This is a genomic window from Rhodopseudomonas sp., from assembly GCF_036404135.1.
Classification (GTDB): domain Bacteria; phylum Pseudomonadota; class Alphaproteobacteria; order Rhizobiales; family Xanthobacteraceae; genus Rhodopseudomonas_A.
In genome coordinates this window covers 1-22,509 of the sequence record NZ_DASWPE010000083.1, presented here as the reverse complement: position 1 = coordinate 22,509, position 22,509 = coordinate 1, and the positions used below count along the sequence as shown (strand labels likewise).

Sequence of the window (22,509 nt, the reverse complement as noted above, 5' to 3'; positions counted from 1 at the left end):
CATCACGGCCTGTTCGGCATGCCCACCGCGATCAACAACATGATCACGCTGGCCACCATCCCCGTCATTCTCCGCGACGGCGCCGAAGCCTACCAGATGCTTGGGATGGGCCGTTCCCGCGGCACCATGCCGATCCAGCTTGCCGGCAATATCCGCTACGGTGGCATCTTCGAGGCCGGCTTCGGCGTCACCCTGGGCGAACTTGTGTACGACATCGGCGGCGGCACCCTGTCCGGCCGGCCGGTCCGCGCCGTCCAGGTCGGCGGCCCGCTGGGCGCCTATTTCCCGCCCGCTCTGTTCGACACCCCATTCGACTATGATGCATTCGCCGCCAAGGACGGCCTGATCGGCCACGGCGGCGTCGTGGTGTTCGACGACACCGTCGACATGGCCAAGCAGGCACGTTTTGCGATGGCGTTCTGCGCCATCGAATCCTGCGGCAAATGCACGCCGTGCCGGATCGGCTCGCAGCGCGGCGTCGAGACCATCGACAAGATCATCAAGGGCGAGCGCGGGCCGGCCAACATCGCGCTGCTGGAAGACCTTTGCCAAACCATGAAACTCGGCTCGCTGTGCGCGCTCGGCGGCTTCGTGCCGTTCCCGGTGCTGAGCGCACTGAAGCATTTCCCGGAAGATTTCGGCCTCGCACGGCCGCCCCGCCTGCAGGCCGCGGAATAGGACGTTTCGCCATGTCGCTGATTCACGAAATCGATTTCGGCACCCCGCGCTCCACCTCGCAGACCATGGTGACGCTGTCGATCGATGGCCAGCGCGTCACCGTGCCGGAGGGCACCTCGATCATGCGCGCGGCGATGCAGATCGGCACGCAAATTCCCAAGCTCTGCGCCACCGACATGATGGACGCGTTCGGCTCTTGCCGGCTGTGCCTGGTGGAGATCGACGGCCGCAACGGCACCCCGGCGTCCTGCACCACGCCGGTCGCCGAAGGCATTTCCGTCCGCACCCAGACCGAGCGGCTGAAGACGCTGCGCAAGGGGGTGATGGAGCTCTACATCTCCGACCACCCGCTGGACTGCCTGACCTGTTCGGCCAACGGCGACTGCGAATTGCAGGACATGGCCGGCGCGGTGGGCCTGCGCGACGTGCGCTACGGCTATGACGGCGGCAAGCATCCCAATCCGGGCATCGACGCCTCGAATCCGTATTTCACCTACGACCCGTCGAAATGCATCGTCTGCTCGCGCTGCGTGCGCGCCTGCGAGGACGTGCAGGGCACCTTCGCCCTGACCATCGCCGGCCGCGGCTTCGGCTCGGTGGTGTCGGCCGGCATGCAGGAAAGCTTCCTCGGCTCGGAATGCGTGTCCTGCGGCGCCTGCGTGCAGGCCTGTCCGACCGCGACGCTGAACGAGAAGTCGATCATCGAGATCGGCACGCCGGAGCATTCGGTGGTCACCACCTGCGCCTATTGCGGCGTCGGCTGCTCGTTCAAGGCGGAGATGCGCGGCGAGGAAGTGGTGCGGATGCTGCCCTACAAGGACGGCAAGGCCAATCGTGGCCATTCCTGCGTCAAGGGCCGCTTCGCCTGGGGCTATGCCACCCACAAGGAGCGCATCCTCAATCCGATGATCCGCGAACGCATCACCGATCCGTGGCGCGAAGTGTCGTGGGACGAGGCGTTTTCCTACGCGGCGGCGGAGTTCAAGCGCATTCAGGCGAAATACGGCCGCGACTCGGTCGGCGGCATCACCTCGTCGCGCTGCACCAACGAAGAGACCTTCCTGGTGCAGAAGCTGATCCGCGCCGGCTTCGGCAACAACAATGTCGATACCTGCGCGCGGGTGTGCCATTCGCCGACCGGCTACGGGCTCTCCACCACCTTCGGCACCTCGGCCGGCACCCAGGATTTCGATTCCGTCGAGCATACCGACGTGGTGCTGATCATCGGCGCCAATCCGACCGACGGCCATCCGGTGTTCGCCTCGCGCCTGAAGAAGCGGCTGCGCCAAGGCGCCAAGCTGATCGTGGTCGATCCGCGCCGCACCGACATCGTGCGCTCGGCGCGGGTCGAGGCGGCGCATCACCTGCCGCTCAAGCCCGGCACCAATGTTGCGGTGCTGACCGCGATCGCCCATGTCATCGTCACCGAAGGGCTGGTCAACGAGGCCTTCGTGCGCGAGCGCTGCGACTGGGACGAGTTCGAGGGCTGGGCGAGTTTCGTGGCGCTGCCGCAGAACAGCCCGGAACAGACGCAAGCCGCGACCGGCGTCGATCCGACCGAATTGCGGCAGGCGGCGCGGCTGTTCGCGACCGGCGGCAACGCCGTGATCTATTACGGGCTCGGCGTCACCGAACACAGCCAGGGCTCGACTACGGTGATGGCGATCGCCAACCTCGCAATGGCCACCGGCAATATCGGCCGGCCCGGCGTCGGGGTGAACCCGCTGCGCGGCCAGAATAACGTCCAAGGCGCCTGCGACATGGGTTCGTTCCCGCACGAATTGCCGGGCTATCGGCATATCGGCACGGACTCGGTGCGCGAGAGTTTCGAATCGCTGTGGGGCGTGCACCTCAACAAGGAGCCTGGCCTGCGGATTCCCAACATGTTGGACGCCGCGGTTGACGGCTCGTTCAAGGCACTCTACGTGCAGGGCGAGGACATCCTGCAATCGGACCCCAACACCAAGCACGTCGCTGCCGGGTTGGAAGCGATGGAATGCGTCATCGTCCACGACCTGTTCCTCAACGAGACCGCGAACTACGCGCACATCTTCCTGCCGGGCTCGACCTTCCTGGAGAAGAACGGCACTTTCACCAATGCCGAGCGTCGCATTCAAAGGGTGCGCAAGGTGATGACGCCGCGCAACGGGCTCGAGGACTGGCAGGTCACGCTGGGGCTCGCCAAGGCGATGGGTTATGCGATGAGCTACGAGCATCCCTCGCAGATCATGGACGAGATCGCGGCGCTGACCCCGACCTTCGCCGGCGTCTCCTACGCCAAGCTCGACGAACTCGGCTCGATCCAATGGCCGTGCAACGACAACGCGCCGGAGGGAACCCCGGTGATGCACATTGATCACTTCGTCCGCGGCAAGGGCAAATTCGTCATCACCGAATATGTCGCCACCGACGAGAAGACCGGACCGCGCTATCCGCTATTGCTGACCACCGGCCGAATCCTCAGCCAGTACAATGTCGGAGCGCAGACCCGGCGCACCGCCAATGTGGTGTGGCACGACGAGGATCGGCTGGAGATCCATCCGCATGACGCCGAGCAGCGCGGCGTCAGGGATGGCGATTGGGTGCGGCTGGCCAGCCGCGCCGGCGAGACCACGCTGCGCGCGCTGATCACCGAGCGGGTAGCGCCGGGCGTGGTCTATACCACCTTCCACCACCCCGACACCCAGGCCAATGTGATCACCACCGAATATTCCGACTGGGCGACCAACTGCCCGGAATATAAGGTCACCGCGGTGCAGGTGTCGCCGTCGAACGGGCCGTCGGAATGGCAGAAGGCCTATGACGAGCAGGCCCGCCAGGCGCGCCGCATCGCCTCCAGCATCGAAGCCGCGGAGTAATTGGTGCACGATCCGGTTCAACACGTGTCGCGAAGCATCTGGCGCCTGTCCGGCGTCACCGAAGGGCCGCGCGCGGTGCCCGAGGAAACCCCGGTGGCGTTGACCTATAACGCCGGCAGCTATGCGGTGATGATGGCTTCGCCGCGCGACCTCGAAGACTTCGCGGTCGGCTTCAGCCTGAGCGAGGGAATCGTCAGTTCGGCCACCGAGATCCAGTCGCTGGAGGTCGTCGAGTTCGACAACGGCATCGAACTGCGGATGTGGCTGTCCGGCGAGATCGCGCAGCGGCTCAGCGCGCGGCGGCGCAATATCGCCGGCCCCACCGGCTGCGGGCTGTGCGGCATCGATTCGATTGCGCAGGCGCTGCGCCCGGCGGCGATCGTAAAGTCCGAGGCGCAGTTTTCGCCGCAGCAGATCATGGCGGCGATGCAGGCGATGCCGGCGCTGCAGGCGCTCAACATCGAGACCCGCGCGGTGCACGCCGCGGCGTTGTGGTCGCCGGCGCGCGGCATCGCCGCCATCCGCGAGGACGTCGGCCGCCACAACGCGCTCGACAAGCTCGCCGGCGCGATGGCGCGGCAGAATATCGCAGCCGCCGACGGCATGGTCGTCTTGACCAGCCGGGTGTCGGTCGAGATGGTACAAAAGACCGCGGCGATCGGCGCGCCATTGATCGTCTCGGTTTCGGCGCCGACCGCGCTGGCGATCCGGATGGCGGAGGCCGCCGGCATCACGCTCGCCGCCATCGCCCGCGCCGACGGGTTCGAAGTGTTCACCCGTCGGCACCGCATTGCGACAGGAGAAGCCGCCGATGTCGCCTGATCGACTGGTCTACATGGCCAACCAGATTGGCACCTTCTTCCGCAGCCAGGGCCACGATATGGCGGTGGCCGGCACCGCCGAGCACATCCGCAAATTCTGGGATCCGCGAATGCGGCAGGCGATCCTGAAGCATCTGGAGGCCGGCGGCGCCGGCCTCGATCCGCAGGTACGCGACGCGGTGGAGGCGTTGAAGCCGCCGCCGAACTAGTTGAGCATAATACCGAAAACCGGGATCCGCTTTTCGGCATGATGCTCTGACGACGAACGACAGACCGGCCCAACAAGGGCGGCTGCAGGGGAGGGATTTCAATGACGACGATCGAAGGCGCGCGCAAGATTTCCGGCCTCAGGCCGGGACTGCTGGACCGCGAGCGGATCATCGCCCAGGCCGGCTTCAATCGCTGGCTGGTGCCGCCGGCGGCGCTCTGCATCCATCTGTGCATCGGCATGGCCTATGGGTTCAGCGTGTTCTGGCTGCCGCTGTCGCGTGCCGTCGGCATCAACGCGCCGAAGGTCTGCGCCGACATGAGCATCTTCCAGGAACTGGTCACCACCAGTTGCGACTGGCGGGTGGCGAGTCTGGGCTGGATGTACACGCTGTTCTTCGTGCTGCTCGGGGTGTCCGCGGCGATCTGGGGCGGCTGGCTGGAGCGCTCCGGCCCGCGCAAGGCCGGCTTCGTTTCAGCGCTGTGCTGGTGCGGCGGCCTGGTGCTCGGCGCGATCGGCATCTTCACCCATCAATTGTGGCTGCTGTGGCTCGGCTCCGGGGTGCTCGGCGGCATCGGGCTGGGGCTCGGCTACATCTCGCCGGTGTCGACGTTGGTGCGTTGGTTTCCGGATCGCCGCGGCATGGCCACCGGCATGGCGATCATGGGCTTCGGCGGCGGCGCGATGATCGGCGCCCCGCTCGCCAACATGCTCTTGAACTATTTCAAGTCGCCGACCGATGTCGGGGTCTGGCAGACCTTCCTGGCGATGGCGGCGATCTATTTCGTGTTCATGATGATCGGCGCGTTCAGCTACCGGATTACGCCTGCGAACTGGCGTCCCGACGGCTGGACCCCGCCGGACAAGGCCAACGCCTATATCACCGCGCATCAGGTGCATCTGCGCGACGCGCATAAGACCCGGCAGTTCTGGATGATCTGGGCGGTGTTGTGCCTCAACGTTTCGGCCGGCATCGGCGTGATCGGCATGGCCTCGCCGATGCTGCAGGAGATTTTTGCCGGCAAGCTGATCGGATTGCCGGATTTGAGCTTCAACCAGCTGTCGGTCGAGCAGAAAACCGCGATCGCGGCGATCGCCGCGGGCTTCACCGGGCTGTTGTCGCTGTTCAACATCGCAGGGCGATTCTTCTGGGCCTCGCTGTCCGATCATATCGGCCGCAAGAACACCTACTACGTGTTCTTCCTGCTTGGCATCGCGCTCTACGCCGCGGTGCCGACGTTCGCGGCGATCGGCAGCAAGGCGTTGTTCGTGCTGGCCTTTGGCATCATCCTGTCGATGTATGGCGGCGGCTTTGCCACCGTGCCGGCCTATCTCGCCGACATCTTCGGCACCCAGTTCGTCGGCGCGATCCACGGCCGGCTGCTGACCGCCTGGGCCACCGCCGGCATCATCGGCCCGGTGGTGGTGAACTACATCCGCGAAGCGCAGATCGCGGCCGGCGTCGAGCGCGCGCAGGTCTATGACTTCACCATGTACATCCTGGCCGGGATGCTGGTGCTCGGACTGATCTGCAACGCCTTGGTGCGGCCGCTCGCCGACAAGTGGTTCATGAAGCCGGAAGAGGTGCTGGCGCTGCAAGCCAAGGGCGCCACGGTGGCTAGCGGCGGCTCGCACGGCATCGGCAAGGGCGGCTTTGATGCCCGCGCCGCGGCGTTCTGGGCGTTCGTCGGCATTCCGCTGGCCTGGGGCGTGTGGATCACGCTGCAGAACGCGATCAAGATCTTCTGATCGTCTTGCAACTGATCGTCTTGCAACGGCCGGGACAGCGGCGGCGCTGGCCCGGCAACAGCATGAGTGCGAAGCCCGACCGGGTCGCGCGCTAATTCTTCTTCGTCGCCACGAACGTTATTCGCGCCGGATTGTGCCCGATATTCTTCGGCGCGCGGGAGGCGGCGAAGCCGGCGGCAGTGAGCTTGCCGATCATCTCGGCCTCGCCATAGCGCTGCAGCCCGATCTTGCTGCGCAATTCGCGATAGTCAGACAGCGCAGTGCGCGCCAGCCCCCATAGCGCGTCGCCGAGAAAGCCGTGCGCCAGCGCGAAGCGCAGCAGCGCGGTGACGTCCTGCGCCATTCCGATATCGGGCCGCAAAATATCGCCGACCACCAGCCGCCCGCCGGGTTTCAGCAACCGGCCGACCACCATGAGCGCGGTGTCGAACTCCTGCGCCGTCATATATTGCGCCACCGAATTCATCACCGCGAGGTCGACGGAATGCTCGTCCATGTGCCGCAGGTCGTCGAGCGAGCGCACCCGGATCTTGATGTTGGGCGCGAAACGGGCGATCAGCCGGCCGCGCACCCCCGGCGCCGGCTCGGCCAGGATCAGCCGGGCGCAGGCGTCGGCGACCCGGCCCGCCGACAGCGCCTCGCCGCAGGCATAATCCAGCACGGTGGCCTCGGAGGAGGGGATGTATCCCGCGATGTCCTCGGCGATCTGCCGGAAATGCACGTCGCGGTGCAATTTGCTGACGTAGATCGTATGCGTGGAATCGTAATAGTCGATCCAATCGTCCATCGTGCTTGCCCGTTCAAAAAACCACGCCATATTTGTTCCATCCGCGGAACTCGCGGGGTTATGGCGCGTTGAGGTCTAGAGCGTTTCGAAGGCTTGTGAAAGCGTCGGCTTGCTCTGCGAAATTTGACGCAATAGCTCGGTGGGGTGCGCGGCGCGATTCGCCGTGCCCGCCGAATGTTCCGTTCTGTATCATGTCAATAGGAAGGTAAATCGTGACAAAATCCAAAGCATCCGAGGTCGCCGCCGAGCTCGACACCCCCTCCGACCTGCCGCAACAGGCGGTCGACAAGATTTCCGCGACGCTGAACGTACTGCTCGCCGACGCCTTCGCGCTGTACCTGAAGACCAAGAATTTCCACTGGCACGTCAGCGGCCGGCATTTCCGCGACTATCATCTGCTGCTCGACGAACAGTCCGACCAGGTGTTGGCGACCACCGATCTGCTGGCGGAACGGGTGCGCAAGATCGGTGGCACCACGCTGCGCTCGATCGGCCACATTTCCAAGTTGCAGACCCTGCAGGACAACAACGACAGCTACGTGCCGCCGCAGCAGATGCTGATTGAGCTGATGAACGACAACAAGAAGGTCGCCGCAGCGATGCGCGGCGCGCACAAGATCATCGACGAGCTTGAGGATGTCGCCACCGCGAGCCTGTTGGAAAACTTCATCGATGAGACTGAGCGCCGCACCTGGTTCCTGTTCGAGGCCAGCCGTCAGGAGGGCGGCAACGAGGGGTAGGGATCCGTCCTTCAGCCTGAGCTAACGACAACAACAATCATCAGGCGTGACCCCTTTGCGATGCTCGGGCGCGGCCCGGGCATCGCAGCATTCAGGCGTGGCCGTTGTTTCAAAGCGTGGTCGCAGCGGGCGCGGCCGCGCAACGCGTTTTGGTCGAGGATGATCGTGGTCGAGCGTGATTGGTGAGATTGTCGGGAGTGCGCCGGTTTAGCGCCACAGCCGCAGCAGCGGGCCGTTCTCGCCGAACACCGGATCGCAGGGCGGCAGCCGCACCTGCGGAATGGTCTGCAGCGCCCGGCGGCGGTTGTCCGGCGTCGGTCGCGTCACCTGCATCGCGTCGCCCGGCGGATACGCCCCCACCACCAGAAAATCATGGCTGGCGAACAGGCATTTGTGGCCAGTGCCGGCCGGCAGCACCGCAACGTCGCCGACGCTGAGTTGCACCGCTTCGCCGCGCTCGCCACCGAACAGCACCAGCGCATGGCCGCGCGCCACGCCCAGCGCCTCGTGCACCGTGGCGTGATAGTGCTGAAAATCGTAGATGCCGTCACGCCAGCGTTGGCCCCAGCCGTTGCGTTCCAGCACCGCCTCGACGGACTGCGCCGGATCGGCGCGGGTCACGTCGATCACCCGCTTGTAAACCACCAGCGGCAACGCGCTGTTTGGAACCAGCCTATCGTCCTCGAAGTAGAAAGTCTGCGGCTTGATGTGGTCGCGCGTGTCGTTCATCTGGGCTCCGGTCAGTTCTGCTCAGATTAACTTCAGGCGCTGCCCGGCGTTCCCATCGGAACCGGAAACACCAGGCATGTCGTGGTGGCATGCGCCAAGATCCGACCCTCGGCGTCGGTGATGCGGGCCTCCGCGGTGGCGGTGCGGCGGCCGACGCTCAGGGTGCGGCCCTCGGTGCGGACCGCGCCGCTGTGTCTGGTCATGCCCTTGATGAAGCTGACCTTGAATTCCAGCGTGGTATAGCCCTGGCCGGGCGGCAGCATGCTGTGCACCGCGAGCCCCATCGCCGAATCCAGCAAGGTCGCGGCGTAGCCGCCATGCACCGAGCCGATCGGGTTGTAGTGCCGGAAGCCCGGGACGCTGTGCAGCACCACGACACCCGGCTCGGCGCTGCAGTCGAACGGCTCGATGGTCTGCATGATCGGCGGCGACGGCAGCCGGCCCTCGAACATCGCCCGGACGAACTCGACACCCGGCATCGCAGCCATGATGTGGCTCGGCGTGACGTCGTAGGCGACGGCTTTGGTGCGCTCATCCATGGCGTGCTCCCGGGGCTTTTTTGATGACGGTCATCATACAAAGCGTCTGGCCGCGGCGCCAGCAAATTTGGCGAGGAGCGGCTCCTGGGATCAGCTCTGCGCGTTAACATCCGCGGCGTCATCCTGAGGCGCCGCGTGGACGACGCGAAGCGCCGTCCACGCGGCCTCGAAGGATGCGCTGCAGGCACTCGGTCGGTCATCCTTCGAGACGCCCGGCTTCGCTGCGCTTCGCCGGGCTCCTCAGGATGACGAGTCAGCAATGCGCAGAACGATCAGCCGAACCGCCTGCGCCTCAGCCGAAACCCCTGCGCTTATGCCCTAGCCGCCTTACACGCTTTTCTTCGCCCGCATCAGCTCGGCGAAGCGCTTGAACAGATAATGCGAGTCGCGTGGGCCGGGCGAGGCCTCTGGGTGGTACTGCACCGAGAACACCGGTTTGTCGGCGAGCGCGATGCCGCAATTGCTGTCGTCGAACAGCGAGACGTGGGTCTGCTGCACATTGCCCGGCAGAGTGGTCTTGTCGACCGCAAAGCCGTGATTCATCGAGGTGATTTCCACCTTGCCGGTGGTGATGTCCTTGACCGGATGGTTGGCGCCGTGATGGCCTTGGTGCATCTTCACGGTCTTGCCGCCGAGCGCCAGCCCGAGCATCTGGTGGCCGAGGCAGATCCCGAAGGTCGGCACGCCTGAGGCGATCACGTCCTTGATCACCGGCACCGCATAGGCGCCGGTCGCCGCCGGATCGCCGGGGCCGTTCGACAGGAATACGCCGTCTGGGTTCAGCGCCAGAATCTCCTCCGACGAGGTGGTCGCCGGCACCACGGTGACCTTGCAGCCTTCGCCGGCGAGCAGCCGCAGGATGTTGCGCTTGATGCCGTAGTCGATCGCCACGACGTTGAATTCAGGCGCGGTCTGCCGGCCGAAGCCTTCGTTCCACAGCCACGGCGTCTCGTCCCAGGTGAAGCGCTGGCCGGAGGTGACCATCGGCACCAGGTCCATGCCCTCGAGGCCGGGCCATTCGCGGGCTTCTTCCTTCAGCGCGTGCAGTTCGAACTCGCCGCTGCGGGCATGGGCGATCACCGCATTGGGCATGCCCTTGCCACGGATCAGTGCGGTCAGCGCCCTTGTATCGATGCCGGACAGCCCGATGATCCCGCGGGCCTTCAGCCAGGCGTCGAGATGTCGGGAGGAGCGGTAATTCGACGGATCGGTGATCGCGGCGCGCAGGATCACCCCGCGGGCGCCCGGCGTCGCCGCCATGTTGACGGTCTCGATGTCGTCGTCGTTGGTGCCGACATTGCCGATATGCGGGAAGGTGAAGGTGATCAACTGCCCGGCATAGGACGGATCGGTAAGGATCTCCTCATAGCCGGTCATCGCGGTGTTGAAGCAGACTTCGCCGACCGCGTGGCCTTCCGCGCCGAGGCCGAAGCCCTCGAACACGGTGCCGTCGGCAAGCACGAGGAGCGCGGTCGGTTTATGGTCCGGCCAGGCTGGGTTGGTTTCTGAGGCTGTCATGAGCCCATTACATAGTGGCAGGCCTAGCGCCCGTCAAAGCCGGAAAAGCTGGATTCACACGCCGGCGGCGATATTTGCCCTGGACGGCGGCAATCCCGGCGATTTCCTGCCCCGCAGCGGCGGCGCAACCGGATTGTCACCCCTCCTCGGAGGGCCTAAATCAGCCCGCAACACCGCGCCGGACGCGCGGGCAGAGGAGTTTTTCATGTTGCGCGAGAATATCAACAACGCGGTCAAGGACGCGATGCGGGCCAAGGACGAGCGCAAGCTGTCGACGCTGCGGATGGTCAATTCGACCATCAAGAACGCCGACATCGAGGCGCGCGGCCATGGCAAGCCGCCGCTCACCGACGGCGAATTGCTCAGCGTGCTGCAGAAGATGATCAAGCAGCGCCAGGAATCCGTCGAGCTCTACGACAAGGGTGGCCGCGCCGAGCTCGCCGAGCAGGAGCGCAACGAGATCGCGATCATCTCCGCCTATCTGCCGCAGCAGATGTCGGAGGACGAGGTCAAGGCGGCGATCGCCGCCACCATCGCCGACTCTGGCGCCGCCGGCATCAAGGACATGGGCAAGGTGATCGGCGCCTTGAAGGCGAAATACGCCGGGCAGATGGATTTCGGCAAGGCCAGCGGCCTGGTCAAGGCGGCGCTGACCGCGGGCTAGGTGGAGCGCGACGCGGCGCGCGGCGCTTTTCCTTCACCTCTCCCCGCGAACCGCGGGGGAGAGGGGAGGGGTGCCCTGATCAGCGCGCAGACCTGCAGCCGTTCGCCACCGCAGCGCAACAACACGGACTTGCGATCAGACGCCGATTGACGCGGCGCGACGCCCGGCGAACAATCGCGGCCCACAAATAAGAACTAATCAAATGGGAGGAGTCGATGCCCTCGATCTCCGGCAAGATTGATCCCGTGGTGCGGCGAATCAAGATCGCCGATGTCGCAGAAGCGTTGAACCGGGGCTTGCGCGACTTTCAGGCCGCGCCGCTCTACGGCCTCGGCTTCGGCGCGATCTACGCGCTCGGCGGCATCATCATCACCCTCAGCCTCACCGCCTTTGGCCTGGTCTATCTGGCCTATCCGCTGGCCGCGGGCTTCGCGCTGATCGGTCCGTTCGTCGCGGTTGGGCTCTACGAGGTCAGCCGCCGCCGCGAGGCCGGCGAGCCGCTGTCGATGCGGGCGATCTGGTCGACGGTGCGCAGTCGCGGCGAGGTCGGCTGGATGGCCTTCGTCACGCTGTTCATGTTCATCGTCTGGATGTACCAGGTGCGGCTGTTGATCGCGCTGATCCTCGGGCTGCACGCCTCGTTCGGCAGCTTCGGCGAATTCCTCACCGTGCTGCTGACCACCAATGAGGGGCTGCTGTTCCTGGCGATCGGCAATTGCGTCGGCGCCGCTTTGGCGCTGGTGCTGTTCTCGCTCACCGTGGTGTCGTTCCCGCTGTTGCTCGAGCGCGACGTCGATTTCGTCACCGCGATGGTCACCAGCGTACGCGCGGTGGTGACCAGCCCCGGCCCGATGATCGGCTGGGCCGCGACTATCGTGCTGCTGCTGGCGATCTCGGCGCTGCCGTATTTCCTCGGGCTATTGGTGACGCTGCCGGTGCTCGGCCATGCCACCTGGCACCTGTATCGCCGCATCGTCGAGCCCGAGGCCGCCGCGATCGCGCCGGAACAGGCGCCGGATCTCGTCGCGCGCGAGGTCGCAGCTGGCCAGAGCGGACGGGTGATCGCGATGACCCGGCCGGCAGAGACCGCGCCGCGCGCGGCGGCGGAGCCCGGTCGCTCCAGCGGCTCGGCGTGACGTAAATCACCGGCGGCGCCCTGCGCAATCCGCGGTTTGCTTCCGAGCCGCGGCATTGCATAATCGCGGCAGCAATCCCGCACCCGAGTCCTCCGATGTCGCTGCACGTCTATCTCGCCTTTGTCGCCGCCTGCGTCGCGCTGGCGCTGTTGCCCGGACCGATGGTGACGCTGGTGATCGCCAACGGGCTGCGCCACGGCACAAGGCCGGCGCTGACCAATATCGCCGGCGCGCAGCTCGGCTTCGCCATCGTGATCGGCATTCTCGCGGTCGGGCTGACCTCGCTGATGGCGACCATGGGCTATTGGTTCGATTGGGTGCGGCTGGCCGGCGCCGGCTATCTGATCTGGCTCGGCATCGCGCTGCTCCGCGCGCCCGGGCATGCGCTCGATGCCGACACCCCGCCGCCGCCGCCACGCGGCGGCTTCTTCCTGCAGGGCCTGGTGGTGCTGCTCAGCAATCCGAAGGTGCTGGTGTTCTTCGGCGCCTTCATTCCGCAATTCGTCGACATGAACAAGGATCACGTGCCGCAGGTGGCGCTGCTGGGGGCCACCTTCATGGTGATCGCCGGGGTCACCGACGGGCTCTACGCCGTGCTGGCCGGGCGGGCGCGGCGCTTCTTCTCGGCGCGGCGCACCAGGTTGATGTCGCGGATCTCCGGCGGCTTCATGATCGGCGGCGGGCTGTGGCTGGCGCTGTCGCGGGCGCGGTGAATCGGTTCTAATCCAACATCAAGGGTGAATCGGCGGCGCTGATCACTGACGACGCCGTCATTCCGGGGCGCGAGTTCGTAAGAACGAGCGAACCCGGAATCTGCCGCTGGCGCGATTCCGCCACGAGTTGCGAGATTCCGGGTTCAGCTATCGCTGCGCGCGCCCCGGAATGACAGCGTTGGGGGATGACCGCGTCGATCAACTGAAAAATGCGCGGCGCGTCCCCGCCGCGAGATTTCGGGTTCGCTCGCAGTTGTCGCTGCGCGCGCCCCGGAATGACGGCCTCTTACTATCCGACCAGCCCCCGCGCGTGCAGCGCGGCTTCGATCGCGGTGAAGGCGCGCGCCAGCCGCTCCGCCCATTGCTGCTGTCCGGGCGCGGCCTCGATCAGATCCTGACGGATCTCGATGCCGCTGTTGATCAGGCCGCGCTGCTCGCCATGCACCGGAATGGTGTAGTCGGTGTCGTCGTCGACGCCGTAAGGCTCGTTGTCCCCGACCACAAGCTCGGCGTCTTCGCGCAGCGCCCTCAACAGCAACGGCGGCAGCACGGTGTCGCGATGGTACAGCGTGCCGATATGCCAGGGCCGGGCGATGCCGGCATAGCTCGGCGTGAAGGAGTGCAGCGACACCAGCACGGTGGCGACGCCTGCGGCGATCCTTGCGTCGATCACCTCACCGATCCGCTGGTGATAGGGATCGAAGATCAACCGCCGTCGCTCCGCGGCCTGGTCCTGCGTCAATCCCTGATTGCCGGGGATGAAGGTGGCTTCGCTGACCAGCGGGATTGAACTCGCCGCGCGTGGCGGCCGGTTGCAGTCGATCACCAGACGCGAGTAGCGCTGCGCCACCAGATGCGCGTCGAGCGCCGCCGACAGCTGCTCGGCGACGCCGGCGATGCCGATGTCCCAGGCGATGTGGCGCTCGAGTTCGCTGGCCTCGACGCCGAGATTGTCGAGCTGCGGCGGGATCGCGCGACCGTAGTGATCGCAGGTCAGGAGAAACGGCGAGCGGCCGTGCGGATTTTTCTCGATCACCGGAACATCCGCGGTTCCGAAACGTAGAACTGACATACCCGCATTGTCCTGCATCATGGGTCATTCATGCTTATCGAAGCAGCAGATCGACTTGCGATTGAGCAGGCATCGGTACAGATTTGAGAGCATAAAGTCACGAGATGATTGCTTCAAAGATGCCGCTGCTGACCATTCATCACAAGACGGAATATCGCTATTCGCAGCCGGTGGCGTTCGGCGAGCATCGCATCATGCTACGGCCGCGCGACGGCCATGATCTGCGGGTGCTGACCGGACAATTGGACATTTCGCCGCCGCCGATGGCGCTGCGCTGGATCCACGACGTGTTCGGCAACAGCGTGGCGATTGCCACCTTCGACGAGCGCGCCACCACGCTGACCGTCAACTCGGTCGCCACCGTCGAACACGCGCCGACCGAGGAGTTCGCGCTGACCCCGGACGACGCCGCCTATTTCTATCCGTTCCGCTACGACGACGACGAGTTTCCCGACCTGGTGCAATTCGTCCGGCCGCAATACGGCGATCCCGACGGCGAACTGTCGGCCTGGGCGCGGAATTATCTCGACGTAGAGGGGCCGACGCCGACCTTCAAGATCCTCAGCGAGATGACTCACGGCATCCGCGCCAGCTTCAGCTATCGCAAGCGCCACGAGCGCGGCACCCAGCATCCGCTCGATACCTTGCAGACCGGCTCCGGCACCTGCCGCGACTTCGCGCTTTTGATGATCGAGGCGCTGCGACGGCTCGGCATCGCCGCGCGCTTCGTCTCCGGCTATCTGTTCGTGCATGGCGATCGCGAGCACGGCTATGTCGGCGGCGGCGCCACCCACGCCTGGGTGCAGGTCTATCTGCCGAGCGCCGGCTGGATCGAATTCGATCCTACCAACGGCATCGTCGGCAGCCGCGATCTGGTACGCGTCGCGGTGGCGCGCGATCCCAGCCAGGCGATCCCGCTGCACGGCAGCTATCTCGGCGCCGCCGACGAGTTCATCGGCATGGACGTCACCATCCGCGTGGTCTCGGCCGGCGAGGCGGACAGGGAGTAGCCATGGAAATCAAGGTCGGCTACGAAATCAGCTATGCGGCGATCAATCCGACGCCGATGGTGATCATGCTCAGCATTCACCCGTCGCGATTTTCCGACATCGTCGGCACCGAAACCATCGTCACCGAACCGAACGTGCCGATCGGTTTCTATCGCGACAGCTTCGGCAATGTCTGCGGCCGGCTGGTGGCGCCGGCGGGCGGCGTGACGTTCTACGGCTCGGCGCTGGTGCGGGATTCCGGTCTGCCCGACGTGATGGTGCCGACCGCGCAGCAGGTGCCGATCGAACAATTGCCCGACGAGTTGCTGCTCTACCTGATGCCGAGCCGCTATTGCGAGACCGACAAGCTCACCGACATCGCCTGGTCGCTGTTCGGCAATACTGAGCCCGGCTTCGCGCGGGTCGCGGCGATCACCGAATTCGTGCACAACCACGTCACCTTCGGCTATCAGCACGCCCATCACATGAAATCGGCGCACGACGTCTATCAGGAGCGCGCCGGGGTGTGTCGCGACTTCGCGCATCTGGCGCTGACGTTCTGCCGCTGCATGAACATCCCGGCGCGCTATTGCACCGGCTATCTCGGCGACATCGGCGTGCCGCGCGATCCCGCGCCGATGGATTTCTCCGGCTGGTTCCAGGCCTATCTGTCGGGGCAGTGGCACACTTTCGACGCCCGCCACAACCATCCGCGGATCGGCCGCATTCTGATGGCGACCGGCCGCGACGCCGCCGACGTCGCGCTGACCACCAGTTTCGGCCGCATGGACCTGGTCAAATTCGTCGTCGTCACCGACGAAGTGGTGCCGGCCTGATTGCGGGTCAGGCGGCGACCGAGAGCACCGCTGGCGCGTCGAATTCGGCCGGGTTGATCAGCCCGCAATTGCGCGCCCCGGCGTGCCGCTCGACGCCAGGCAGCGCCAGATCGCGCTTGCGGTCGCAGGCGGGACAGGCCCATGAGCGGATTTCGTAAACCGCGTCGAAGCTTTCGACGCCGGTGAGCGTCATGGCCCCATTGCACCGATCACAGATCATTGCCATCGCTCCTCTGGTTGACGTCATCTGCCGGGCATACGGCGGTTGCGTTGACGTTTAGTTGCGATGCGGGCTCTCGGGGCTCCGTATCATTGCGGGGCCCGTAATGGCCCGCAGGCAGCCGTCGCCTCACTTGGCAGAGCGGCGCCGAAATTCGGTGGCAAACAGCAACAGTGCAATCAGCGCGATACTAAACCCGATCGCGCTGACCAGCGTCGCGCCGCCCAGGCTCACCGCAAAGCCGCTCAGCGCCGAGCCGAGCGCGCCGCCGAAGAACAACAGCGCCAGAAACAGCGCATTGAGCCGGCTGCGGAACTCGGCCGGCAGCGCGTAGATTGCGCGTTGCCCGGCGACCAGATTGGCCTGGGTGCCGGCGTCGAGCACGATGCCGGCGACCACCATCGCGGCGAGCGAGCCGGCGCCGCCGAGCCCCATCAGTACGAAGCTCAGCGCCACGGCGGCCATCGCGGCGCCGGTCAGCGCGCGGCTATGGCCGTGGTCGGCGAGCCGCCCGGCCAAGGGTGCGATGAAGGCACCGGCGACGCCGCTCAATAGAAATGCCGACAGCGCGATGTGGCCGAGCGACAGCGGCGGCGCCTGCAGCAATAGCGGCGACGAGGTCCAGAACAGGCTGAAATCGGCGAACAGCAGCGCCTGATAGGCGGCGCGGCGTTGCAGTACCGGGGTGCTCAGCAACAGCCGCCCCAGCGAGCCGATCAGCTGCCAGTAGCCCAGGCTTTGCCGTGGCCGGCGGCGCGGCAGCGCCACCGCCATCAGCACGATCACCACGGCCATCGCCGCCGCCGAGATCAGGTACATGCCGCGCCAGCCGAGTTCGCCGGCGATCAGCGTCGACAACGGCCGCGCCAGCAGGATGCCGAACAACAGCCCGCTCATCACCGTGCCGACGATTTGGCCCCGCTTGTGGTCGGGCGACAGGTTGGCGGCGACCGGCACGATCATCTGGGTGCCGACCGCGGTGAAGCCGAGCAGCAGCGACGCCGCGATGAACAGCGCCGCATTGGGGGCGGCGACCGACATCAGCAGGCTAACGGCGACGCCGCCGAGCGTGATCAGGATCAGCCGCTTGTTCTCGATCAGGTCGCCGAGCGGGGCCAGAAAGATCAGCCCCAGCATGTAGCCGAGCTGCAGCATGGTGACGATCAGCCCGGCGGCCGACAGCGACAGCCCGAAGGATTGGCTGATCGGCCCGATCAAAGGCTGGGCGTAATAGATATTGGCGACGGTGACGCCGGAGGCGATCGCCAGCGCCAGCACCAGCCATGGGCCGGGACCGTCGTTCGGGGAGGGGGCGGGATGCGGCATGTGAGGAACTGCGAGGGCGGGGAGTCCCGATATGGGGCCGCAACGCCGCGCGGCAAGGCGCAACGCTGCCATGCAGCGCGATGGCGGGGTAACAGCGGCAAAATCCTTAACCAACACCGTAGCTGACGATCCGTCACGCCCGAGATAATGTTGCTCAAAGGCAAACCGAACCTGCCGCCGAGGTTTGCTGTCCCGGATCAGGTCGGGCGGAGCTCGGTGCAGTAATTGCAACGTCGGCACACGCCATGGATGATGAGATGGAGCATTCGGACTTTACGATCGGTCTTGAATTTCTCACCGAGACGGGGCGTTGGCGCTGCACCGACGTCGGCACCCGCACCATTGCCGCCATCCGGCTCGATCTCGATCACGATCCGCGCTGGTACGAGGGGCCACCTTACGCAATCGTCGAACGCGTATTCGATGAGGAGGACATCGCTGGGTGTCGTCCTGCGCCGAGCGAGCGCGGCTACGACGACAGCGGAAAGTCGCGGTTGATGACGGTGGAGCGTGACGATGTGGCGGCGGTCAGCCCTGTGAATAAGTCGCAAAACGGCCTCGCGGGCTCGTTATTCTCGCTTTCTCAGCGCCAAACCCTATATCCATGATCGGTTGGCATGAGCCCGCCACATCCTGCGAGCCGATAAAAATCTGATGCGCTTCACCCCGCAATTTCTCGACGAACTGCGCGCCCGGCTTCCGGTTTCGGAAGTGGTGGGCCGCCGCGTGAAATTGAAGAAAGCGGGGCGGGAATGGAAGGGGCTGTCGCCCTTTCAACAGGAGAAGTCGCCGTCGTTCACCGTCAACGACCAGAAGGGCTTCTATCACGACTTCTCGTCCGGCAAGCACGGCGACATCATCAGCTTCGTGATGGAGACCGACGGCTGCGGCTTCGCCGAGGCGGTGGAACGGCTGGCGCAGATGGCAGGCGTGCCGCTGCCGGCGGTGACGCCCGACGCCGCACGGCAGGAGAGCCGCCGCAAATCGCTGTACGACGTGATGGACCTTGCGGCGAAATTCTTCGCCGATACCTTGGCGTCGCGATTGGGTGCTCGCGCCCGCGGTTATCTCGCCGATCGCGCGATGTCGCCGGCGACGCAATTGAAATTCCGCCTCGGTTACGCGCCCGGCGAGCGCTTCACGCTGAAGGAGCATCTGGGCAAGCTCGGCGTGCCGGTCGAGGACATGGTCGAGGCCGGGCTTTTGATCGCCGGCGAGGACATTCCGGTGCCGTTCGATCGGTTTCGCGACCGGGTGATGTTTCCGATCACCGACGTCCGCGGCCGGGTGATCGCGTTCGGCGGCCGCGCGCTGGAAAAGGACGTCCCGGCGAAGTACCTGAATTCGCCGGAAACCCCGCTGTTTCACAAGGGCGACAATCTCTACAATCTCGCGGTGGCGCGTGCCGCCGCGCATGACGGCGCGCCGCTGATCGTGGTCGAAGGCTATGTCGACGTCATCGCCATGGTCGGCGCCGGCTATGCCGCCACCGTGGCGCCGCTCGGCACTGCGCTGACCGAGAACCAGCTGCAGCTCCTCTGGAAGATGGCCGACGAGCCGGTCCTGTGTTTCGACGGCGACAAGGCCGGGCAGAAGGCGGCGTGGCGCGCCGCCGATCTGGCGCTGCCGCAGCTCGCCCCCGGCAAGAGCCTGCGCTTTGCGCTGTTGCCGGAAGGCCAGGACCCCGACGATCTGGCGCGCTCCGGCGGCCGCGCCGCGATCGAGGAGGTGATCGGTTCGGCGCGCGGCCTCGCCGATGTGTTGTGGACCCGCGAGATCCAGAGCGGCAGCTTCGCCACCCCGGAGCGCCGCGCAGCACTGGAAGCGCGGATCAACGAGCTCACCAACGGCATCCGCGACGAGGTGCTGCGGCGCTATTATCGCCAGGACATGGCGGAGCGGCTGCGCTCAGCCTTTGCGCCGCAGGGCGGCTTCGGCGGCCGCGCCGGTTACGGCCGCAATGGCCCGCGCAGCGGCTCCGGCTTCGGCGGCGAATCAGGTCGCGGCTTTGCCCAGCGTTCTGCTTTTACCCCCGGCGCCGCCGGGCGGATGCCGCCGCGCGGCGGCCGTGGCGCGGTCTCGGCCGGCAGTCAGACCATCAACCGGATGCCCTATCAGGTGGCCAGTCCGGAGCTCGCCTCCAGCCCGATCATGCGCGGCCAGCGCAGCGCGATCTCGCGGCGCGAGGCGCTGATTCTGTTAACCCTACTCAATCATCCCTGGCTGCTGCACGACCGGCTGGAACAGGTGGCGGCGCTGGAATTGGCGCATCCGGAGGCGCACCGGCTGCGCGCCGGTATCATAGCAGCCTTCGCCAATGATCATCACCATACCGCCGCGCCCGGCGAACCCAGCGCCAAACTCCGCGAAGATCTCGCAGCGGCTGGATTATCAGAGCAACTTCAACGCGTTGAGCGAGCGATCACGACCAACGATGTGTGGGCGGCCGGTCCCGGCGCGGCGCCGGAAGACGTTCTTTCGACGTGGCATCAATTGGTTGCCTTGCATCGGCAGTGGCACTCATTACTTAGGGAATTGAAAGATGCCGAGCTGGCCTTGGGCGACCAGCAGAGCGAGGCGAATTTCGGTTGGCTGCGCGACGTCAAGGCTCGGCTCGCGGAGGTCGACGGCACCGAGGCGCTGATCGAAGGTTTCGGCGAGTCCTCCGGCCGGTTCCAGCGCAGCGTATGATTCGAACGGAATCCGGCGGCGGCCGCCGGAACCGGAAAATGACTCGCCAAATCCGGGATTTGGCTGCAGAAACAGGGTTAATCGAGAGTTAAACATCTTCCGGCTAGATGAGGACCGGCGAACGGCGGGAAATTTCTCAACGTGCGAAACCGGCGAGATTGATTTCGGGTGGCGCGGTCGGGCGCCGCCCTTTCCGCGTCGAGACGGATAGTAATTCATAGCGGGGTGGGCGACGCCCCCGGCGTGAGCGCGTTTCAGGAGCATTGAATGGCCACCAAGGCAAAGACGCTGCAGACCAAGGACACCAAGGACGACAAGGTCGTCGACGCGCCGGAGAAGGATGCTCCTGACGCGCCGTCGCCGTTGCTCGACCTCTCCGATGCAGCCGTCAAGAAGATGATCAAGCAGGCCAAGAAGCGCGGCTTCGTCACCTTCGATCAGCTCAATGAAGTGCTGCCCTCCGACACCACCTCGCCCGAGCAGATCGAGGACATCATGTCGATGCTCTCCGACATGGGCATCAACGTCTCGGAAGCCGACGACGCCGACAACGACGAGGACGAGGCCAAGGAAGAGGCCGAGGAAGAGCCCGACAACGAACTGGTCGAGGTCACCGCGAAAGCCGTCACCGAGACCAAGAAGTCCGAGCCCGGAGAGCGCACCGACGACCCCGTGCGCATGTACTTGCGCGAAATGGGCACCGTCGAGCTGTTGTCGCGCGAGGGCGAAATCGCCATCGCCAAGCGGATCGAGGCCGGCCGCGAGGCGATGATCGCCGGACTCTGCGAAAGCCCGCTGACGTTCCAGGCCATCATCATCTGGCGCGATGAATTGAACGAAGGAAAGATCTTCCTGCGCGACATCATCGATCTGGAAGCGACCTATGCCGGTCCGGACGCCAAGAACAACATGAACCCGGCGCTGATCGCGCCCCCCGTCGCCGCCGACGGCGAGGCCGCCGACGGCGCCGAAGCCGTCGCTGCGCCGCCCGCCGCGCCGCCCTCGGCGACCCCGTTCCGCGCCGCACCGTCGCGCGCCGCGGCCGCGGCGCCGGCCGACGAGGCCAAGGACGGTGCGGAGGCCGCCGCCGAAGGCGACATGGACGACGACGAGTTCGAAAACCAGATGTCGCTCGCCGCCATCGAGGCCGAGCTGAAGCCGAAGGTGGTCGAGACCTTCGACAAGATCGCCGAGAACTACAAGAAGCTGCGGCGTCTCCAAGAACAGGACATCTCCAACCAGCTGCAGAACGAGACGCTGTCGCCGGCGCAGGAGCGCAAATACAAGAAGCTGAAGGACGAGATCATCGTCGAGGTGAAGTCGCTGCGGCTGAATCAGGCGCGCATCGATTCCTTGGTCGAGCAGCTCTACGACATCAACAAGAAGCTGGTGTCGTTCGAGGGCCGCCTGCTGCGGCTCGGCGACAGCCACGGCGTCGCCCGCGAGGATTTCCTGCGCAATTATCAGGGCTCCGAACTCGATCCGCGCTGGCTCAACCGGGTGTCGAAACTCTCGGCCAAGGGCTGGAAGAACTTCGTCGCCCACGAAAAGGACCGCATCAAGGAACTGCGCGGCGAAATCCAGTCGCTGGCGGCTTTGACGGGGCTCGAGATCGGCGAATTCCGCAAGATCGTGCACGGCGTGCAGAAGGGCGAGCGCGAGGCGCGCCAGGCCAAGAAGGAAATGGTCGAGGCCAACCTTCGCCTGGTGATTTCGATCGCCAAAAAATACACCAACCGCGGCCTGCAATTCCTCGATCTCATTCAAGAGGGCAACATTGGTCTCATGAAGGCGGTCGATAAGTTCGAATATCGCCGCGGCTACAAGTTCTCGACCTATGCCACCTGGTGGATCCGGCAGGCGATCACCCGCTCGATCGCCGACCAGGCCCGCACGATTCGTATTCCCGTGCACATGATCGAGACCATCAACAAGATCGTGCGCACCTCGCGGCAGATGCTGAACGAAATCGGCCGCGAACCGACGCCGGAGGAATTGGCCGAAAAGCTCGGCATGCCGCTGGAGAAGGTCCGCAAGGTTCTGAAGATTGCGAAAGAGCCGCTGTCGCTGGAAACCCCGGTCGGTGACTAGGAAGATTCGCATCTCGGCGATTTCATCGAGGACAAGAACGCGATCCTGCCGATCGACGCCGCGATTCAAAGCAACTTGCGCGAGACCACCACGCGCGTCTTGGCGTCGCTGACGCCGCGCGAAGAACGCGTGCTGCGCATGCGG

At 65.5% G+C, this 22,509-nt stretch carries 20 protein-coding genes and 1 pseudogene; 14 read left to right on the top strand and 7 right to left on the bottom strand.

The genetic code is table 11. The features are described 5' to 3' along the window. The 5 genes from VGC77_RS09025 to VGC77_RS09005 all read left to right on the top strand — a co-directional run. Positions 1 to 678 (top strand): NADH-ubiquinone oxidoreductase-F iron-sulfur binding region domain-containing protein (locus VGC77_RS09025; protein WP_331171232.1); only part of this gene is annotated, 678 nt, incomplete at its 5' end. Between the two features lie 11 nt (positions 679 to 689). After that, positions 690 to 3,536: a formate dehydrogenase subunit alpha gene (gene fdhF, locus VGC77_RS09020; RefSeq protein ID WP_331171231.1), complete on the top strand. Its 2,847-nt coding sequence runs from the start codon at positions 690 to 692 to the stop codon at positions 3,534 to 3,536. Between the two features lie 3 nt (positions 3,537 to 3,539). Beyond that, positions 3,540 to 4,358 carry a formate dehydrogenase accessory sulfurtransferase FdhD gene (gene fdhD, locus VGC77_RS09015; RefSeq protein WP_331171230.1) on the top strand — a complete coding sequence of 273 codons (819 nt, stop codon included), beginning with the start codon at positions 3,540 to 3,542 and terminating at the stop codon, positions 4,356 to 4,358. Continuing rightward, the gene (locus tag VGC77_RS09010) at positions 4,348 to 4,566 is read left to right on the top strand and encodes a formate dehydrogenase subunit delta (protein ID WP_331171229.1); all 219 of its coding nucleotides are present in this window, start codon (positions 4,348 to 4,350) and stop codon (positions 4,564 to 4,566) included. The genes fdhD and VGC77_RS09010 overlap by 11 nt, the downstream gene beginning before the upstream one ends. 101 nt (positions 4,567 to 4,667) lie before the next feature. Next, positions 4,668 to 6,314, top strand: coding sequence for an OFA family MFS transporter (locus VGC77_RS09005; protein ID WP_331171228.1), 1,647 nt, complete (start codon positions 4,668 to 4,670; stop codon positions 6,312 to 6,314). Positions 6,315 to 6,405: 91 nt separating this feature from the next. Here the strand turns inward: VGC77_RS09005 and VGC77_RS09000 are convergent, their stop codons facing one another. Beyond that, positions 6,406 to 7,101, bottom strand: a complete 696-nt coding sequence (locus tag VGC77_RS09000) for a class I SAM-dependent methyltransferase (protein ID WP_331171227.1) — start codon at positions 7,099 to 7,101, stop codon at positions 6,406 to 6,408. Between the two features lie 212 nt (positions 7,102 to 7,313). On the opposite strand from VGC77_RS09000, the gene VGC77_RS08995 reads away from it, so the two are divergent. After that, positions 7,314 to 7,841: a DNA starvation/stationary phase protection protein gene (locus tag VGC77_RS08995; protein WP_331171226.1), complete on the top strand. Its 528-nt coding sequence runs from the start codon at positions 7,314 to 7,316 to the stop codon at positions 7,839 to 7,841. Positions 7,842 to 8,048: 207 nt separating this feature from the next. Here VGC77_RS08995 and VGC77_RS08990 read toward each other — a convergent pair whose 3' ends face one another. The 3 genes from VGC77_RS08990 to carA form a co-directional block, all read right to left on the bottom strand. Further along, the gene (locus VGC77_RS08990) at positions 8,049 to 8,570 is read right to left on the bottom strand and encodes a hypothetical protein (protein ID WP_331171225.1); all 522 of its coding nucleotides are present in this window, start codon (positions 8,568 to 8,570) and stop codon (positions 8,049 to 8,051) included. A 32-nt stretch (positions 8,571 to 8,602) separates the two neighbouring features. Further along, complete coding sequence (locus VGC77_RS08985; RefSeq protein WP_331171224.1) at positions 8,603 to 9,109, bottom strand: PaaI family thioesterase; 507 nt, start codon at positions 9,107 to 9,109, stop codon at positions 8,603 to 8,605. Between the two features lie 327 nt (positions 9,110 to 9,436). Then, entirely contained in the window at positions 9,437 to 10,627 is a 1,191-nt protein-coding gene (gene carA, locus VGC77_RS08980; protein WP_331171223.1) for a glutamine-hydrolyzing carbamoyl-phosphate synthase small subunit, read from the bottom strand. A gap of 205 nt (positions 10,628 to 10,832) precedes the next feature. Between carA and VGC77_RS08975 the strand changes: the two genes are divergently transcribed. The 3 genes from VGC77_RS08975 to VGC77_RS08965 all read left to right on the top strand — a co-directional run bounded on the left by VGC77_RS08975 (position 10,833) and on the right by VGC77_RS08965 (position 13,140). Then, positions 10,833 to 11,291 carry a GatB/YqeY domain-containing protein gene (locus VGC77_RS08975; RefSeq protein ID WP_331171222.1) on the top strand — a complete coding sequence of 153 codons (459 nt, stop codon included), beginning with the start codon at positions 10,833 to 10,835 and terminating at the stop codon, positions 11,289 to 11,291. Positions 11,292 to 11,506: 215 nt separating this feature from the next. Then, positions 11,507 to 12,427 carry a DUF2189 domain-containing protein gene (locus tag VGC77_RS08970; protein ID WP_331171221.1) on the top strand — a complete coding sequence of 307 codons (921 nt, stop codon included), beginning with the start codon at positions 11,507 to 11,509 and terminating at the stop codon, positions 12,425 to 12,427. A 95-nt stretch (positions 12,428 to 12,522) separates the two neighbouring features. Further along, positions 12,523 to 13,140: a LysE family translocator gene (locus VGC77_RS08965; RefSeq protein WP_331171220.1), complete on the top strand. Its 618-nt coding sequence runs from the start codon at positions 12,523 to 12,525 to the stop codon at positions 13,138 to 13,140. A 289-nt stretch (positions 13,141 to 13,429) separates the two neighbouring features. Here the strand turns inward: VGC77_RS08965 and VGC77_RS08960 are convergent, their stop codons facing one another. Beyond that, positions 13,430 to 14,230: an N-formylglutamate amidohydrolase gene (locus VGC77_RS08960; protein WP_414709629.1), complete on the bottom strand. Its 801-nt coding sequence runs from the start codon at positions 14,228 to 14,230 to the stop codon at positions 13,430 to 13,432. Positions 14,231 to 14,331: 101 nt separating this feature from the next. On the opposite strand from VGC77_RS08960, the gene VGC77_RS08955 reads away from it, so the two are divergent. Together VGC77_RS08955 and VGC77_RS08950 are read left to right on the top strand one after the other, a co-directional pair. After that, positions 14,332 to 15,222, top strand: a complete 891-nt coding sequence (locus tag VGC77_RS08955; protein ID WP_331171233.1) for a transglutaminase family protein — start codon at positions 14,332 to 14,334, stop codon at positions 15,220 to 15,222. Positions 15,223 to 15,224: 2 nt separating this feature from the next. After that, the gene (locus VGC77_RS08950; protein ID WP_331171218.1) at positions 15,225 to 16,037 is read left to right on the top strand and encodes a transglutaminase family protein; all 813 of its coding nucleotides are present in this window, start codon (positions 15,225 to 15,227) and stop codon (positions 16,035 to 16,037) included. Positions 16,038 to 16,044: 7 nt separating this feature from the next. Here the strand turns inward: VGC77_RS08950 and VGC77_RS08945 are convergent, their stop codons facing one another. Both VGC77_RS08945 and VGC77_RS08940 read right to left on the bottom strand, forming a co-directional pair. After that, positions 16,045 to 16,230, bottom strand: a complete 186-nt coding sequence (locus VGC77_RS08945; protein WP_331171217.1) for a hypothetical protein — start codon at positions 16,228 to 16,230, stop codon at positions 16,045 to 16,047. Between the two features lie 156 nt (positions 16,231 to 16,386). Then, positions 16,387 to 17,583 carry an MFS transporter gene (locus tag VGC77_RS08940; RefSeq protein WP_331171216.1) on the bottom strand — a complete coding sequence of 399 codons (1,197 nt, stop codon included), beginning with the start codon at positions 17,581 to 17,583 and terminating at the stop codon, positions 16,387 to 16,389. A gap of 245 nt (positions 17,584 to 17,828) precedes the next feature. On the opposite strand from VGC77_RS08940, the gene VGC77_RS08935 reads away from it, so the two are divergent. The 3 genes and pseudogenes from VGC77_RS08935 to rpoD form a co-directional block, all read left to right on the top strand. After that, positions 17,829 to 18,191, top strand: a complete 363-nt coding sequence (locus tag VGC77_RS08935; protein ID WP_331171215.1) for a hypothetical protein — start codon at positions 17,829 to 17,831, stop codon at positions 18,189 to 18,191. A gap of 46 nt (positions 18,192 to 18,237) precedes the next feature. Further along, complete coding sequence (gene dnaG / locus VGC77_RS08930) at positions 18,238 to 20,274, top strand: DNA primase (protein ID WP_331171214.1); 2,037 nt, start codon at positions 18,238 to 18,240, stop codon at positions 20,272 to 20,274. Positions 20,275 to 20,541: 267 nt separating this feature from the next. Beyond that, positions 20,542 to 22,509, top strand: a pseudogene (rpoD, locus tag VGC77_RS08925) (RNA polymerase sigma factor RpoD); the annotation flags it as partial.

Bases quoted from the DNA above. Each gene is read 5' to 3' on its own strand.
- fdhF (WP_331171231.1), top strand. From the start codon at position 690: ATGTCGCTGATTCACGAAATCGATTTCGGCACCCCGCGCTCCACCTCG.
- VGC77_RS09010 (WP_331171229.1), top strand. From the start codon at position 4,348: ATGTCGCCTGATCGACTGGTCTACATGGCCAACCAGATTGGCACCTTC.
- VGC77_RS09005 (WP_331171228.1), top strand. From the start codon at position 4,668: ATGACGACGATCGAAGGCGCGCGCAAGATTTCCGGCCTCAGGCCGGGA.
- VGC77_RS09000 (WP_331171227.1), bottom strand. From the start codon at position 7,101: ATGGACGATTGGATCGACTATTACGATTCCACGCATACGATCTACGTC.
- VGC77_RS08990 (WP_331171225.1), bottom strand. From the start codon at position 8,570: ATGAACGACACGCGCGACCACATCAAGCCGCAGACTTTCTACTTCGAG.
- VGC77_RS08985 (WP_331171224.1), bottom strand. From the start codon at position 9,109: ATGGATGAGCGCACCAAAGCCGTCGCCTACGACGTCACGCCGAGCCAC.
- carA (WP_331171223.1), bottom strand. From the start codon at position 10,627: ATGACAGCCTCAGAAACCAACCCAGCCTGGCCGGACCATAAACCGACC.
- VGC77_RS08975 (WP_331171222.1), top strand. From the start codon at position 10,833: ATGTTGCGCGAGAATATCAACAACGCGGTCAAGGACGCGATGCGGGCC.
- VGC77_RS08970 (WP_331171221.1), top strand. From the start codon at position 11,507: ATGCCCTCGATCTCCGGCAAGATTGATCCCGTGGTGCGGCGAATCAAG.
- VGC77_RS08965 (WP_331171220.1), top strand. From the start codon at position 12,523: ATGTCGCTGCACGTCTATCTCGCCTTTGTCGCCGCCTGCGTCGCGCTG.
- VGC77_RS08960 (WP_414709629.1), bottom strand. From the start codon at position 14,230: ATGCAGGACAATGCGGGTATGTCAGTTCTACGTTTCGGAACCGCGGAT.
- VGC77_RS08955 (WP_331171233.1), top strand. From the start codon at position 14,332: ATGCCGCTGCTGACCATTCATCACAAGACGGAATATCGCTATTCGCAG.
- VGC77_RS08950 (WP_331171218.1), top strand. From the start codon at position 15,225: ATGGAAATCAAGGTCGGCTACGAAATCAGCTATGCGGCGATCAATCCG.
- VGC77_RS08945 (WP_331171217.1), bottom strand. From the start codon at position 16,230: ATGACGCTCACCGGCGTCGAAAGCTTCGACGCGGTTTACGAAATCCGC.
- VGC77_RS08940 (WP_331171216.1), bottom strand. From the start codon at position 17,583: ATGCCGCATCCCGCCCCCTCCCCGAACGACGGTCCCGGCCCATGGCTG.
- VGC77_RS08935 (WP_331171215.1), top strand. From the start codon at position 17,829: ATGGATGATGAGATGGAGCATTCGGACTTTACGATCGGTCTTGAATTT.
- dnaG (WP_331171214.1), top strand. From the start codon at position 18,238: ATGCGCTTCACCCCGCAATTTCTCGACGAACTGCGCGCCCGGCTTCCG.